14 protein-coding genes and 1 pseudogene are annotated in these 14,457 nt (G+C 39.3%); 7 read left to right on the forward strand and 8 right to left on the reverse strand.

Features of this window, described 5'->3' with window-relative positions:
• From EYS08_RS17290 to EYS08_RS17310, 5 genes and pseudogenes are all read right to left on the reverse strand, one after another.
• Nucleotides 1–190 (reverse strand): annotated as a pseudogene (locus EYS08_RS17290) (IS5/IS1182 family transposase); the annotation flags it as partial.
• Nucleotides 191–343: 153 nt separating this feature from the next.
• Nucleotides 344–1,708, reverse strand: a complete 1,365-nt coding sequence (locus EYS08_RS17295) for a DUF3526 domain-containing protein (RefSeq protein ID WP_131031207.1) — start codon at nucleotides 1,706–1,708, stop codon at nucleotides 344–346.
• A gap of 9 nt (nucleotides 1,709–1,717) precedes the next feature.
• On the reverse strand, nucleotides 1,718–3,163 hold the full coding sequence (locus tag EYS08_RS17300; protein ID WP_131031208.1) for an ABC transporter permease: 1,446 nt from the start codon (nucleotides 3,161–3,163) through the stop codon (nucleotides 1,718–1,720).
• Nucleotides 3,163–5,670, reverse strand: a complete 2,508-nt coding sequence (locus EYS08_RS17305; protein ID WP_131031209.1) for a TonB-dependent receptor — start codon at nucleotides 5,668–5,670, stop codon at nucleotides 3,163–3,165. Before EYS08_RS17305 ends, EYS08_RS17300 begins: the two co-directional genes overlap by 1 nt.
• 15 nt (nucleotides 5,671–5,685) lie before the next feature.
• On the reverse strand, nucleotides 5,686–6,381 hold the full coding sequence (locus tag EYS08_RS17310; protein WP_131031210.1) for an ABC transporter ATP-binding protein: 696 nt from the start codon (nucleotides 6,379–6,381) through the stop codon (nucleotides 5,686–5,688).
• Nucleotides 6,382–6,977: 596 nt separating this feature from the next.
• Here EYS08_RS17310 and EYS08_RS17315 point away from each other — a divergent pair.
• From EYS08_RS17315 to EYS08_RS17340, 6 genes are all read left to right on the forward strand, one after another.
• Nucleotides 6,978–7,556 (forward strand): Crp/Fnr family transcriptional regulator, encoded by a 579-nt coding sequence (locus EYS08_RS17315; RefSeq protein ID WP_131031211.1) that lies wholly within the window; start codon nucleotides 6,978–6,980, stop codon nucleotides 7,554–7,556.
• A 93-nt stretch (nucleotides 7,557–7,649) separates the two neighbouring features.
• The gene (locus EYS08_RS17320) at nucleotides 7,650–8,186 is read left to right on the forward strand and encodes a YceI family protein (protein ID WP_131031212.1); all 537 of its coding nucleotides are present in this window, start codon (nucleotides 7,650–7,652) and stop codon (nucleotides 8,184–8,186) included.
• Between the two features lie 10 nt (nucleotides 8,187–8,196).
• On the forward strand, nucleotides 8,197–8,415 hold the full coding sequence (locus EYS08_RS17325) for a tautomerase family protein (protein ID WP_131031213.1): 219 nt from the start codon (nucleotides 8,197–8,199) through the stop codon (nucleotides 8,413–8,415).
• An 11-nt stretch (nucleotides 8,416–8,426) separates the two neighbouring features.
• On the forward strand, nucleotides 8,427–9,173 hold the full coding sequence (locus EYS08_RS17330) for an SDR family NAD(P)-dependent oxidoreductase (protein ID WP_131031214.1): 747 nt from the start codon (nucleotides 8,427–8,429) through the stop codon (nucleotides 9,171–9,173).
• A gap of 74 nt (nucleotides 9,174–9,247) precedes the next feature.
• Nucleotides 9,248–9,628, forward strand: a complete 381-nt coding sequence (locus EYS08_RS17335) for a nuclear transport factor 2 family protein (RefSeq protein ID WP_131031215.1) — start codon at nucleotides 9,248–9,250, stop codon at nucleotides 9,626–9,628.
• A gap of 1 nt (nucleotide 9,629) precedes the next feature.
• Nucleotides 9,630–10,688 carry an NAD(P)H-dependent flavin oxidoreductase gene (locus EYS08_RS17340; protein ID WP_131031216.1) on the forward strand — a complete coding sequence of 353 codons (1,059 nt, stop codon included), beginning with the start codon at nucleotides 9,630–9,632 and terminating at the stop codon, nucleotides 10,686–10,688.
• A 153-nt stretch (nucleotides 10,689–10,841) separates the two neighbouring features.
• Here the strand turns inward: EYS08_RS17340 and EYS08_RS17345 are convergent, their stop codons facing one another.
• The 3 genes from EYS08_RS17345 to EYS08_RS17355 form a co-directional block, all read right to left on the reverse strand.
• A complete protein-coding gene (locus EYS08_RS17345) occupies nucleotides 10,842–11,420 on the reverse strand; it encodes a YdeI/OmpD-associated family protein (RefSeq protein WP_131031217.1) in 579 nt (192 codons plus the stop codon).
• Nucleotides 11,421–11,525: 105 nt separating this feature from the next.
• Nucleotides 11,526–12,074, reverse strand: a complete 549-nt coding sequence (locus tag EYS08_RS17350; RefSeq protein ID WP_131031218.1) for a dihydrofolate reductase family protein — start codon at nucleotides 12,072–12,074, stop codon at nucleotides 11,526–11,528.
• Between the two features lie 9 nt (nucleotides 12,075–12,083).
• Entirely contained in the window at nucleotides 12,084–12,479 is a 396-nt protein-coding gene (locus EYS08_RS17355; RefSeq protein ID WP_131031219.1) for a GNAT family N-acetyltransferase, read from the reverse strand.
• Nucleotides 12,480–12,652: 173 nt separating this feature from the next.
• Here EYS08_RS17355 and EYS08_RS17360 point away from each other — a divergent pair, with 173 nt between their 5' ends.
• On the forward strand, nucleotides 12,653–14,257 hold the full coding sequence (locus EYS08_RS17360; RefSeq protein ID WP_131031220.1) for a tetratricopeptide repeat protein: 1,605 nt from the start codon (nucleotides 12,653–12,655) through the stop codon (nucleotides 14,255–14,257).
• Nucleotides 14,258–14,457: the final 200 nt, after the last annotated feature.

Genomic DNA, 14,457 nt, shown 5'->3' on the forward strand with positions numbered 1-14,457 from the left:
ATTTGAACATACGCACAGGGCTCTCTGCCGCACGCCCATTGTCCTGACAGTATTTATCCAAAAGCTCGTTATATATAAAACTAAAATCTATAAGCTCGTTAATCTTGCGCAGCAGATTCTCCTTAGGGACAATCAGATCGTAGAGCCTGGAAAATTCGCTAAACTGGATTTTTTGTTGTTGAAGAAGCATTTTAAAGGCCGTTCTGGTACACCTTTAAAATACAAAAAAAGAAGCAGAAATTATTAATTTCTACTCCTTTTTTCTGACCCAATCTTGAAGGGACTTTTTCAGTGCCCTCATGTAAACACAGACCATTTTTATATTGTTTCAATCACAGTAAATCTAAAATTGTTCCTGCCTTTTAAAGTTAAAAACTGTTGTTCCAATTAGGATTACGGTCAGGATTGATATAGATAACAAATTAGCCCAAACTGAAGGTATTTGCTGAGGACTATATTTTTCCAGTTTATAATCCTTTATATCTGTACTGTCTACTGCTTTATTCAGAAAGATACCGGGATAAAAATGCAAGCGGATCTGTTCATGATATTTTCTAACTGCCTCCTGAAAATCGAGGTGGGTATTAAGATCCGATCCAGCCATATTGTTTATCCCTAACTGGGTTTGTATGGTAGGGAAGAAAAATGCAAGCGTATTTGTAAATCGCTGTCTGGCGGCCAGTTTATTCTCAATTGCGCGTCTACTTGCTATTGCCTGATCATCGCCCATCTGTTGCATGGCATAATACCAGAACCAGCTAAAAGTTTTCTCTTCTGGGAAGGGATATTGCTTCAGCTGCGGATAATGATCGAAAAATGGTTTCATTGTAACCTCTTTGGCCATATCCCATTTTTCGTGGTTACCCTCGCGTTGATTAATTACATTTTGCAGTGCTTCTGGCATGGGATATTTTCGGGTAAGAAAAAGGTTAAGTGATGCTGGAATTACAATGCAGATAAGTACCCAAACGGCAACCAATGCCGATGCATTAAAGTTCGATGATTTTGCTAAAGAAATGATAAAAAATGAAACTGCAAACCAGAAGGCCAGATAAAAGATAATGAGTGTAGTTATTGAAAAGAAAATGAAATCTACAGGCAAATGCAGATAAAGAATAGCTACAAATAATAGTAATAAGGCAACAGAAAAAATTACGGCTACCCTAACTAAAAATTTTTGCCAGATTACCTGAAAAGACTGATTGGTTTGTGCCCTTAAAAGCGACCAAACTCCACTTTCTTTTTGCTCCGAAAGTAAGTTATAGCTAAAGGCAATAATCACCAGGGGAAATAAAAAGATAAATACAAAACTCAGATCCATGTTTCCCAAAAGCAGGCTTACCGGGTTATTAATATCTGTATCGTAAATCTGACCTTCTAAACCCAACATGGTTACCGAAATTAAATAAGGGTTAATATCCCGCTGCCCATTGGCAAAGGCGGCCCAGGCATTGGGTGCATTAGCAAATGAAAACTTATTGTGGTAAAACAATAAGCCAATATCTTTACCAAAATGATCGATATTGCTGAGGGTGTTTTTCTTTTGTAACATTGCTGCTTTTTCAATTACGGCCTGTTGGTTGTTAATAAATGTTTTGCCGAAATACAAACCGGCAAAGCCTGTAATCAGCAGCACAATGATGCCTATCCATGAGGAGCTGTTTCTAAAAAACAGTTTAAATTCGGGGTTATATATACTTTTTTTCATCCTTAATAGCTATATCGTTTTAATCCACCTGGTCGTGTACTGTAGCAGCATAACCGTTGCCAATAACCAACAGGTTAAAGCACTCAGTGCCAATAACTCATTTGTTAATACTGAACTTAATTTGCCAAAGTGATAATTGAAATCAGGTTGCTCGGCCCAGTGTGCCTTACTAATGGCCAAAGGTTTTTCTTCTTCTCCTGGCGCAATGTTGCTGATCTTATCAATCTGTAGTTTATTCATCTTTTGCGCCAGCTGATAGCGGTAGGCTTCTGCCTGGTTCTGAAAATCAACAAAAGTGTCAAAATCAGAGGCTGTTATGGCCATTGAAATATGCTTGAGGGATAAGTAAGGATTCATGAAACCTGCTGCCGTTGTAATGCTGTTCTGCTTTTCAAAAACTTTATTCAGCTCCTTTTGGTGATTGCTGTAAATTTTTGAGGTTATTTTTTCTCCCTCGGCCATAATATAACCCCCATAGTTAAAAGGCAGTTTTTTTACATCGGTAACACCGTAAGTTTTGAGTAGTGAGTCTTTAATCGCAGCATAATGTGGGTCATCTGGATTATGGCTATCGCCCTGCTTATGGATGTCGGTAGCAATGGCATCTGCAAACTCTATTTTAGATGGGGAGGGGTAAATTTTTACGCCGATTGCTTGGGTAATTCTGGGCATAATGACCATAAAAAATATCCAGCAGGCCAATAAGGTAGTTAAGGCTGATTTAGAACTGCGTGCAAAAGCCGAAACCAAAACCGTTACGGCAGATACAATGAAGAAATAAATCGCATAGCTAAAAATCAATACCATTAAACGCAAACTGGCATCGCCACTAATCTGCCAATGACTTAGCGAGGCCCATAGCAAAATGGTAAGCAGCATAAGGGGGATAAATATCGATAAACAAACACCAATTATGCCCAGTGTTTTGCCCCAGAGGAGCTGTTTCCAGCTTACATTTTGGCATAGCAGGATTTTTAATGTTCCTGATTCGCGCTCAGCCGAAATGCTGTTGTAACCTAAGAAGAAAATGAGAAGTGGTACCAGGAGTTGCAGCACCATGGCCACACTAATTTCGCCGAAGCGCAACATTCCATTAGAAAAACCTGCTTCACTAAAATTCACTGTGTTTTGTTTATGCGCTTCTAAAAAGATCGATACACCTGCAAAACTTTCTATCCCAAAATCGAAGAAACTTAGTTCATGTTTCTCGCGAAAGGCGAGGTAACCATAGTGCGCCATCCGGTGTGGGTGTTTATCTGGTTTTGCCAGCCATTGTGCCCTAACTAGTTCTTTATAGTGCAGGCGCTGATTGTTTTGTGTTTTAAAATTCTGCCAGCCCACGTAAGTGGCCAAACCAAGCGATAAACCTAATAAAAGGGTTAAGGCTAAGGTGGCCCTGTTGTTAAGGGCGGTTTTAAAAGTTTGTTTGGCTATAGTGCTTATTCTATTTGGCATTATATTCTATAGGTTACGTTAAACATTACATTTCTTGGTGTACCGGGGAAAAGGCGTAGATAGTTTTGTGCGCCAACCCAATAGGTTTTATTTAGAATGTTATTCATATTTACAGCCAGTTGCACTTTAGAACCAGCAGGCGAATAATAAAGAGCGGCATCTACCAGGGTATAAGCGGGCAGTACAAAATCTCTGATATACAACGGAAGTTTAGTACCACTGTACTGTAAACCTGCTCCAAAACCTATTCCCTTTAGCTTACGGTTTTCAAAGTTGTAGCGTGTCCATAAGCTTGCACTGTGTTTTGGTGTGTTCTGCACCCTTTGGCCAATTAAATCAGGATTAAAATCATCCTTAATAATGGCATCTACATAACTATAACCAGCATTAAACTGCCAGTTAGGCCTGATAAAACCAGAAGCTTCGAATTCTGCACCACGGCTGCGTTGGGCCCCGCGTTCTATCAGGCGGTTTACATCCAGTGGATCATTTGCATTCATCAATAGGTTTTTCTGGTTGATTTCGAATACCGAAATGTTAACCATTAAACTTTTATTCAACCATTCAGATTTTGCACCAATCTCTTTTAAATTACTTTCTAAAGGTTTAAAATTGGTGCCTGCAGGCGGTGGAACAATAACGAGGGTTGAGGTATTGCCTTGCGGCTGGTACCCCTGTAAATAGGTTCCGTAAAGGTTAATGTTTGCGCTTATGGCATAGGTAATTCCGGCCCTTGGCAAAAGCTTATGCTGATAAATTTTCTTCTCGTTAGCCAGTTTGTAATTGCTATAATCCTCATACCACTCTTGTCGTAAACCCAATGTTAAGGTAAGCTGATGGTATTTTATCTGATCCTGCAGGTATACTGCGTTAACCAAATTATATGCGGCCGGAATTTCTGTTTTGGTAAAAACATAATCGCTTAAATTTTTAATGGTATAGGTTGGGTTGAACAAGTTAAAGTGTTCCACGTTGGGTACCGGTGCATTTATACCATTTATTGCCTTAAATAAATAGAGGTCCTTTTTTGTAGCATCGTACCTTGTTGCAATGGTTCCATCTTTTAACCGGTAACCCTGAGCCGAGTTTTCGCCACCGCCCCGCAATTTCTGGGTGTTTATTCTGTCGTACCCGATTACCAGCTTATGACTTAAGCTAAAAGTATTGGCGTTTATACTAAAATAAGTGCTTAAATTGTCGGTTCGCCACTTTTGCTGACGCTGCACGGCACGCATGGCCGCAAGGGTAGGAATAGGTTGATTGTTTTCATCAACGCCGAAAGCATTGGTGGTTCTATGTTCTAAAAGATCTTCGTTCCAGTTTTGCTTCATATAAGCTACATTAAATACAATATCCTGTGTAAGGCTATGCGAAAAATTGGTCATTAACATTAAATCCTGACTGTTAAAACGGTCGTTACTGGCGCCCATATTGAAACTGATCGGTGTACTTTTTAGATCGGTTTTACCAGCAATTGCACCAAAAATAGCCTGTCCGCGGTCTAACCTCGAATTGCTGTTGTTCATTACCACTTCTACATTTAAACTGGTTCGATCGTTCGGGATGTACGAAAAGGAAGGGGCAATCAGGTAACCCTTTCTGTATTGCAGGTCTCTGAAGCTTTTACTGTCTTCATAACCTACATTAAGCCGGTAAAGCAGCGTTTTATCAGTATTTAACGGGCCTGTAAAATCTAAAGCGCCTCTAATGGTGCTGAAACTTCCGGCCGAGAGACTAATCTCTTTTCGATCTTCAGTCAGTGGTTTTTTTGTTACCAGATTAATGCTTCCCCCTGGGTCTACACTCGAAAATGTTGTACTTGCCGGACCTTTTATTACCTCTATCCGTTCCAGATTATTGGTTAAAGGCTGGTTAAAATAATATTGGCGGGTACGCATGCCGTTAATAATAGCACCCTCCTCGTTCTGGTTAATTCCCCTGATCGAAAATTGGTTGTAATAGCTGCTTTGCGATACACTGGTTACATTTTTAACCGCGTCGGCCAATACAGCCGCCTGCCTGTCGGCAATTAATTCTTTCGAAACAGAAGAAATAACCTGTGGAATATCCTTGTTCAAAGTAGCCATTTTGGTGGCCGAAAAAGAGTAGTTGCCATAGTACTTTTTGCCATTGGTACCTACCACTTCAACGGTCTGCAATTCTTCGTTGGTGCTTTGTAGCATAATTGCATCCAGTTTTAAATCACCAATGCCATTAACGGAGTAGATGCGATTAAAAGTGCTGTAGCCTATGGCACTAATGGTGATGGTGTAATTAGCCATTTGGGGTAAAACAACCGAAAAATTACCGAGTGAATCGCTGCTTGTATTCAGTTGATCTTTCCCATTCTTAAATTTAATAGTGGCTTTTTGGATTGCTTGGTTTTGGGGGTCGATCACTTTTCCACTCACCTTAATCTGAGCAAGAGCGACCAGGCTAAACGTGCTGAAGAGCAATAGCAAACAGATTGCACGGAAAATAGAAAAGCCTTTATATATTGGGTACATGAAATGGATTTGTTTTTAAATAGTTTGTAAGTATAATTCCTGAAGATCGGCCGCAGTGATGTCGCTGGCTTTAAGTGTATGGATTAATTCGCCTTGTTTCATAATGCCAATGTGCGAACCTACATTTACCGCATTAAAAATATCATGCGTAGCCATTAATATCGATTTCCCCTCGGCCGCCAATTGTTTAACCAGTTGAGTAAACTCTGCTGTAGCTTTTGGGTCCAGGCCACTGGTAGGTTCGTCCATTAAAATAATCTTTGCATTTTTGGCTAATGCAATTGCAATTCCCACTTTTTGGCGCATGCCTTTACTAAAGCCCGATAAATGTTTGTGGTGGGCAGCTTCCTGTAAACCACATTGCTTTAAAAAACCGATCAAGTTTGAAGTATCATAGTTAAACCCTGCCAGTTTAGAAAAGTAATCAAGGTTTTCGATGGCCGAAAGATTACTGTAAAGCATCACAACTTCGGGAATGTAGGCCAGATGTTTCCGCCGTTCGTCATCGTGCGCAGAGATTTCTTCGTTGTCGATTAAGATTTTTCCGCTACTCGGTTGAATAAAACCTAAAAATAAATTGATAGTAGTGGTTTTTCCGGCACCGTTCTGGCCCAGCAGGCAAAATACCTCACCGGGGTTAACGGTTAAATTAAGCTGATTTAGGGCCCGATAAGATTGATAATTTTTGGATAATGAAATGGCTTGAAGCATAATAAAATATTGGCGCATACCCAACAGGCATGTGCGTTAAACAGAATGAATTTGAAGGTTACGAAAAGAAACTTCTTGTATGAAGATTAAGAAATTAGGCTAGGTGGCCCCTTATTGGAGCAAGATAAGATATAAACAATAGAATGCCTCATCAAGTAGATGCAAGGCCTAATCGTTGGTTTGATTACAGGTAAAGCAAATGCAATAGGAGCAGGAAGATCGAAAAAGTGAGACCGGTGTTTTAATACCTCACACAATTTACATTTTAGCTTTGCCGAACTCAATTGTTTGAGCAGGTGCGCCTCACTACAGCTTTGCTTGCTGTAACTGGTTTTTGCGGCATCATGATGATGCAGGCTTTCTATCAGTGTTGCATTAAGAAATACCGCCAATAGTAATATCGCCCATATACGGGCAAAAATTTCTTTGCGATATGTACACACTGAATATTTCAATGCAACAAAGTTACATTAAAATATTAAAAATCAAGCACTGTGTTGTTGTGTTATTGCTGACGGTTAACTTTATGTCGTTTAATCAACTGCGGACTCCTGACTTCCGACTAACCCCATTAATTCTTACCTTTATTTCAAGCTATGGATCCTAAAGAAACACTAAAAGCGCATATTTTAAAAACCGCTACTTTAACCGACAAAGAGTTCGATTATTTATTTTCCTATTTCAAGTTACAGTCTTTTAAAAAGGGGCAGGCCATCATTAGCGAGGGTGATAGGGTAGATCACGAATATTTTGTGATCTCGGGCTGTTTAAAAGCTTTTTTTATCAACGATGAAATCAAGATGTATATCCTGCAGTTTGCGATGCCTACCTGGTGGACTTCAGATTATGGTGCCCTATACAACCATACGCGTGCAACCATAAGTGTAGATTGCATTAGCGATGCAGAAGTATTATGCCTTTCTAACGATGACCGCGAAAAGATCTGCAGCGAAATCCATCAGGCTGAACATTTTTTTCGTTGGAGAACAAACAGGGGCTATCTGGCTTCGCAAAAAAGGCTGTTATCTTTTATGAATAACGATACCAAAGCCCGTTACGAAGAACTTTTAGCCATGTACCCGCAATTGTATAATCTCGTGCCCAAGCATTTAATTGCAGCTTATTTGGGTGTTTCGAGAGAAACCCTGAGCAGACTTTACAACGCACAAAAATAGCGTTTGGAGAATGTGATGTACATCACCTAAGCCCTGTAAAAATCCTCCTTTACTTTGTGTTGTCAAATCACTAATGATTGATAAAACAAAGAAATGGAAACTACAAAATTTGAAATTGTAAGCGCTCAAAGCAATATCAACTGGACTGGTAAAAAAGTAACTGGATCACACAACGGAACCATCACGATTAAATCGGGTTCACTAAGTTTAAACGATGGTAAATTTAGCAACGGGAACTTTATTATCGATACCACCTCTATTGTAATATTGGATGTTACCGACCCTGCAACCAATGCACAGTTCGCCGGACATTTATTCTCTGAAGATTTTTTCGCAACCGATCAATTCCCCGAGGCCACATTTGTTATTACAGCCGTTGATCAAACCAATGAAGACAATACAGTAATTACTGGCGATTTAACCATTAAAGGCATTACACATGCTGTAATTTTTGCGGCAGATGTTGTAGTTAATGGCAATACGTTAGCAGCTTCTGGTAAAATCTTTATCGACCGTACAAAGTACGACATGAAATTCAGATCTGGTAACTTTTTCACCAACCTTGGCGATAACCTGATCTACAATGAATTTGAGCTCGATGTAAAATTAACCGCATCATCAACTATTTAATCGAACAGCCATGCCATACGTAAAAATAGAAGTAACCCGCGAAGGTGTTACACGCGAACAAAAACAAGCCCTAATTAGTGGGATTACCAAACTGATTACCGAAGTATTGGATAAAGATCCAAAGCTTACGCATGTAGTAATTCAGGAAATCGAATTGGATGACTGGGGATATGCGGGCGAGCAGGTATCGGTATTGCGCGAAAAAGGGATAACAGCAAACAATAAATAATCATCAAAAACATGAAAACATTAACAGTTATTATAACAGGCGCATCAACAGGTATTGGTCGTGCCATTGCAGCTTTATTTTTAAAACAGGGTCACAATGTGGTGATCAACGCTGCAAATGAAAACAATTTAATCTCTGCTTTCAACGAATTAGGATCGCACCATCAATTGGCGATGGTAGCTGGTGACATCAGCAACATCAGCACAGGTAAACGATTGGTAGAAACTGCCATAGCGCGTTTTGGTACTGTAGATGTGCTGATAAATAATGCCGGTATTTTTGAATCAAAACCTTTTTTAGAGGTAGATGAAGCGCACCTGGATAAATTTTTGAACATCAATTTAAAAGGCACATTTTTCACCACTCAGGCAACCATAACGCAGATGTTGAAACAAGATGGTGGTGCAATTATTAACATCGGAACCGTATTGGTAGATCATGCCATTGGAGGTTTTCCAGCAACTGCACCCATTTCGAGTAAAGGAGGCATTCATGCCTTAACCAAACAATTGGCTGCCGAGTTTGGCAAAAACAACATCCGGGTAAACGGCATCGCGCCGGGGATTATTAGAAGTCCGTTACAGGCCAAAAATGGCATTAGTAATGCTGATGCGTTTGCGGGTTTACATTTATTAAACCGTATTGGCGAAACACAGGATGTTGCTCAACTCGCCCTGTACCTGGCAGAAAGTAATTTTGTAACAGGCGAAATCATCAATTTAGACGGAGGTCATGTAGCGGGTCATCATATTGGTTAAGGATAAAAATTAAAACAAAAACCAGGTATGCAAAGGGAAATAATTAGCCCGAGCATACCTTAAAAATTAAAACCATGAACAATTACACTGAAAATTCAAATGCAATAGCAGCAGTATTATCTTCTTATTTCAACGGAATTTTTAATGGGGATACCACACTGCTCAGGAAAATATTTCACCCTCAGTCTATATTGGCTGGTGATGTAAATGGTATTCCATATTTTAAAACGCTTGATGAATACTTAGAAGGCGTAAGTAAGCGCAAAAGTCCGCAGGAGCTCAATGAAACATTTCGTATGGAAATATTGTCGATAGAAATTATCAATTCTATTGCAATTGCCAAAGTTCATCTGCCTATGTTTGATTTTAATTATTACGATCTTTTATCGCTAAATTTAACAGATCGGGGATGGGTAATTGTGAATAAACTCTTAACCAACGTGAAAATTTACTAGGATGTGGAATAGAACTAAAATAACCGAACTTTTAGAGGTCGAATATCCGATTTTATTAGGCCCAATGGGCGGTGGATTTTCAACACCTGAGCTTTTAGCAGCCGTATCAAATGCAGGCGGACTTGGAAGCCTGGGCGCATATACCTTAACGCCTCAAGAAATTATTGAAAGTGATAAGATCATAAGAACAAAAACGGATAAACCTTACAACATCAACCTATGGGTAAATGATGTAGATGAGCATTTGCTTAATTATCCATCAGAAAAAATTGAGGAGATTAAACTATTATTCAAACCTTTTTTTGACGAGTTGAGCATCCCATTACCCGATCTTGATGCCAACATTCCTTCAAAATTTTTGAAACAGGTAGAAACGCTTTTCGAGCTGAAACCCGCAGTATTTAGTTTTATATTCGGCATACCTTCAAAAGAAATATTAAACGAAGCGCGAAAGCAAGGTATTAAAACAGTGGGTGCAGCAACCACATTAGACGAAGCTTTGGCACTCGAAGAAGCCCGGGTTGATGCCATTGTAGCAACAGGATTTGAAGCGGGCGGACATCGTCCTTCATTCCTTAAACCAGCAGATGAATCATTGACAGGAACTTTTGCATTGATCCAACAGGTAAAAGCGAAAACAAAAACACCCATAATTGCTGCTGGTGGTATTGCCGATGCAAAAGGTATAAGGGCAGCATTAACGCTTGGTGCAGATGCAGTTCAGATTGGTACGGCCTTTTTAGTAACCGACGAATCTAATGCAACGCCGATGCACAAGGCAAAACTTTTCTCCGAAGAATCAAAAAATACGGTACTTTCTAAATCATTAACCGGTAGAATGGGCCGGATGATTGCTAACCGGATATCTGGTGCTATTCGTTATGAAACTGAAGTATTGCCCTTTCCACTGCAAACCCGATTAATGGGACCGTTAAGAGCCGCTGCCATTGAACAGGGCAAAACAGATTTGTACAATTTTTGGTCGGGACAAAACGCGGTAAACTTAAAATATACTTCTGCAAAAGAATTAATGGAAGCGTTGATTAGAGCGATGGGGTAGTTGGCTTATTCTTCAGAGGCTGGTCTTCTCTACTAGTTAGCTGAAGATCGATAATGGTAAACTCATTAATTGTTTAATCGGTTAACTGGTTGTTGAGAACTGTTAACTTGCAACTAGACTTCGGACTTCCGACTAAAGACTTCGGACTAAATGCTACTTCACCCGCACATTTTCTCCGGCTAACCTAACCGTTTCGTTAATTCTTGTTGCTCTTGTTTCTGCTCTTTTGGCCTCTGATATCCATTTTAGAATGGCTTTTTTAGAAGAACGAGGAAATTTTTCCCAATGGGTTTGTGCTGCTTTGTTGGGTTCAAATTCTTTTTTTAAATCATCGGGTACAATCAGTTTTTCCACATCGTTCAGGGCATCCCACATGCCGTTGGCTTTAGCTGTTTCGATTGACTGTAGTCCTGCATGGCTCATCATTCCTTGAGCTATCATATGTAAAGCCTTGTTCTTGTTAATTGCGCTCCAGTTGCTTTTAGGTTTTCTTTTGGAGAAAAATTGATAACGGCTTTCCTCATCCCTTTTCAGGGTTAAACTATCGATCCATCCATAACAAAGGGCTTCATCAACTGCGTTGCTATGTGGTAAACTATTTGCTGATGCATCTTTTTTGTAGATAATTAACCAAACAGATACTTCTTTTTCATGGTTTTTGGCGAGCCATTGGCGCCAATCGGCCTGGGTTTTGGCATAAAAAGCCTTAACTCCGTTTTTTATTTCTTCCATAGGAATAGTTCAATGGTTCATTTGTCATTCGTTTAGTAGTCTTTCGTACAGCTCATGGTAATAGGTTAATTGTGTAAATCGGTTAATCGATGCCTAATGCCCAACTTATCTAACCACTCCATATATAAGCTGCACAACACCTGATGGGGCACTTTTTGTTTCTTTTAATGTTAACCAAACCCGATTGGTGATTTCGCTAAACAGTAATTTTCCTTCACCTAATATTACGGGATGCACAGCCAGTTGTAACTCATCAACCAGGCCGGCATTTAAAAAGCTAGATATCAGTTTTGCACCACCATATAGCCATATGTTTTTGCCGGGAAGGTTTTTAATTTCGTTAACCCTTTGCACAATATCCGACTGGATAAAAGTAGCATCTGTACCATCATCTGTTTTGGTATGCGAAAAAACATATTTTTTCTTGCTGTTAATATTTTCGGAGATCGATTTCATCAATTCATCCTCTTCTTCTCCGGGTGAGTAATTTCCCCAAAGATCATAGCTGATCCGTCCATAAAAAATAGAATCTATGCCATCTAAAAAGTTGTTAAAATTGGCGTCACCATCCATAATGCACCAATCAATTTCTCCATTAGGCCCTTCAATGTAGCCATCAAGCGTAACGGCAAGGTTTAGAATAATCTTTTTCATATTTCAGTATTATTTTGTTCGTTCGATACTAAAAGCGCGATCCTCTTTATTAAAACCCACTTTAGGGTAATAATCAAAAGCAGTAGGTACTGATAAGAGAATGAGCATGCATTGAGGACCAAGTTTTTCGCGCGTTATTGCGATCATTTCCTTGCCTATTCCCGAACTTTTTAAATCTGTAAATACAGCCAGATCCGCCAGGTAAGCGCACCAAACCCAATCGGTAATGGTTCTTGAAATACCAACAAGTTTATCCTTTTGCCATGCGGTAACCAATAGGTCGGCATTTTTTAACATCAGCGCTATTCTTTCCGGTTCAGTTGGCCTTTTAAGATTAGCGTTTGTAAACAGTTCAATTACTGTTTCCGGTTCTGGAATTACGTCTAGTCTATAGGTAATATTCATATTGGCAAATGATTTTTGGTACTAAATTACAAAATAACAGGCTTATAACCAGTCAAAAGACCGAGAGAACTGTAATGTGATATTTCACATCACTTAATTTTTCAACTTAACCTTAAGTTAACATATACGCTCTTTCTTTGTTCAGCATTGCCTGATATATAGATGTTTTTAATATGATCAAACCCTTTAGTGTTCTTGTACTTTTTTTGCTTTTCATTTCGAATGCGATTGCCCAAGAAGAAAAATTCGAATTGATTATTGCGCTGAATCAAAAAGATCCGACTGCAGCCCTGGCTCAATTAAAAAAAATATACGCCAAATCTATCGATGACAATGATGAGCTTTTAGAAGGTAAATGTTTGCAGCAAATGGGCAAGATTTGTTATACACAGGGGCATTTCAGTCAATCTTTAGAGTTCTTTTTAAAAGCCGATAAAATATTCAACAATGCCAATCAATCGCTCTTATTGGCCGCCAACCTTAACGATGCGGGCGTGCTATACTATTATATGAAGCAGAAAGACAAGGCCATGAATAGCTATAGCAAAGCCATTAGTATTTATAAAAGATCGGATAACTTAACCGGACAGGCAACCGTTTTGGGCAATATCGGGCAGTTATACGAAAAAAGGCAACTTTACGACAGTGCATTTTATTATCAAAAACTGGCTTTAAAAATAAATGAACAGGTTAATGACAAGAGCGGTGCAGCAAAAATACACGAAAACCTAGGCAGTATATATGAAGATCTGGAGCGTTACGATTCTGCATATGTGCATTTTAAACAGTCGTTAAATTTATATCAGGAAGACCATAATGACTTGGGTAGTATCGAGGTAATTAATAATCTCGGCGATATTCTCCGTAAAACAGGCCGTTATAAAGAAAGCATTGTGCAAACCGAAACTGCACTGAAACTGGCCGAAAAGATGGGGAATGTTTACCAGTTGAGTTCCTGCTGCAGGGATTTAGGCAAAGCCTACGAACTGTTGAACAATATGGACAGCGCCTACCACTATGTAAAACTTGGTTATAAGTATACTATTGATCTGTATTCGGAAGATGGTGCTCGGCAGGTGGCCTTTTTGCAGGTGCTTTACGATATCAATAAAAAATCGGAGGAGATTAATAAACTGAAAAACGACAGGAAGGTGAACAGGATTATTGCTTTTTCTGCCACAATTGTGGTGATATTATTGGTTGTTTTAGGTTTTTTTATTTTTAGCAGACAACGGTTAAAGTTAAGAGATCAGCAAATGTTGGCGCGGCAGAAGGCAATACAACACGATATGACCAGTCTGGAACTAAAAAATCTTCAGCTCGAAGAGCAAAATCTGAAACAGCTGTTGGAGGTTAAAAGCAGAGAACTCTCTACCCATACCTTAAATCTGATTAAACACAACCAGTTTTTGGAAAACCTTAGAGGCACTTTACAGGCGATGGTAAAAGAGGATAAGCGCGATCAGAAAAAACAGATGAACCAGATCCTCACGGAGATTAATCAGAGCTTTAATCACGAACGCAACTGGAAAGAATTTACGGTGGCTTTCGAACAGGTCCACCATCAGTTTCTCGAAAGCCTAAAAAAATACAGCAATGAGCTTACTTCAGCCGATATGCGCTTGATTGCACTGTTAAAAATGAACCTCGATTCAGGAGATATTGCAACCTTGCTTGGTATATCTACCGATAGCTTAAGGGTATCGAGATATAGGCTAAGAAAAAAGCTAAATCTGTCGCAAGGCGATAATTTATCGGCATTTATCCAGGCATTGTAACCGTTACATCAGCTGTAATATATTACCTGTTTTTTTGGTTTTTAGGAGCTTAACAATTTGTTAATGTAACGGTAACGAAAGCATAATGGCGTTTTGATGCTTGTTTAATTTATTGGTAATCATTGTGTTGTGTTTTGGTGTTGCCTTTTGATATATGCTTGTTGTAACGCTGTTGCCTTTATGTAACCTCAATAATTTCT

The sequence above is a fragment of the Pedobacter kyonggii genome (assembly GCF_004310665.1).
Classification (GTDB): Bacteria; Bacteroidota; Bacteroidia; order Sphingobacteriales; family Sphingobacteriaceae; genus Pedobacter; species Pedobacter kyonggii.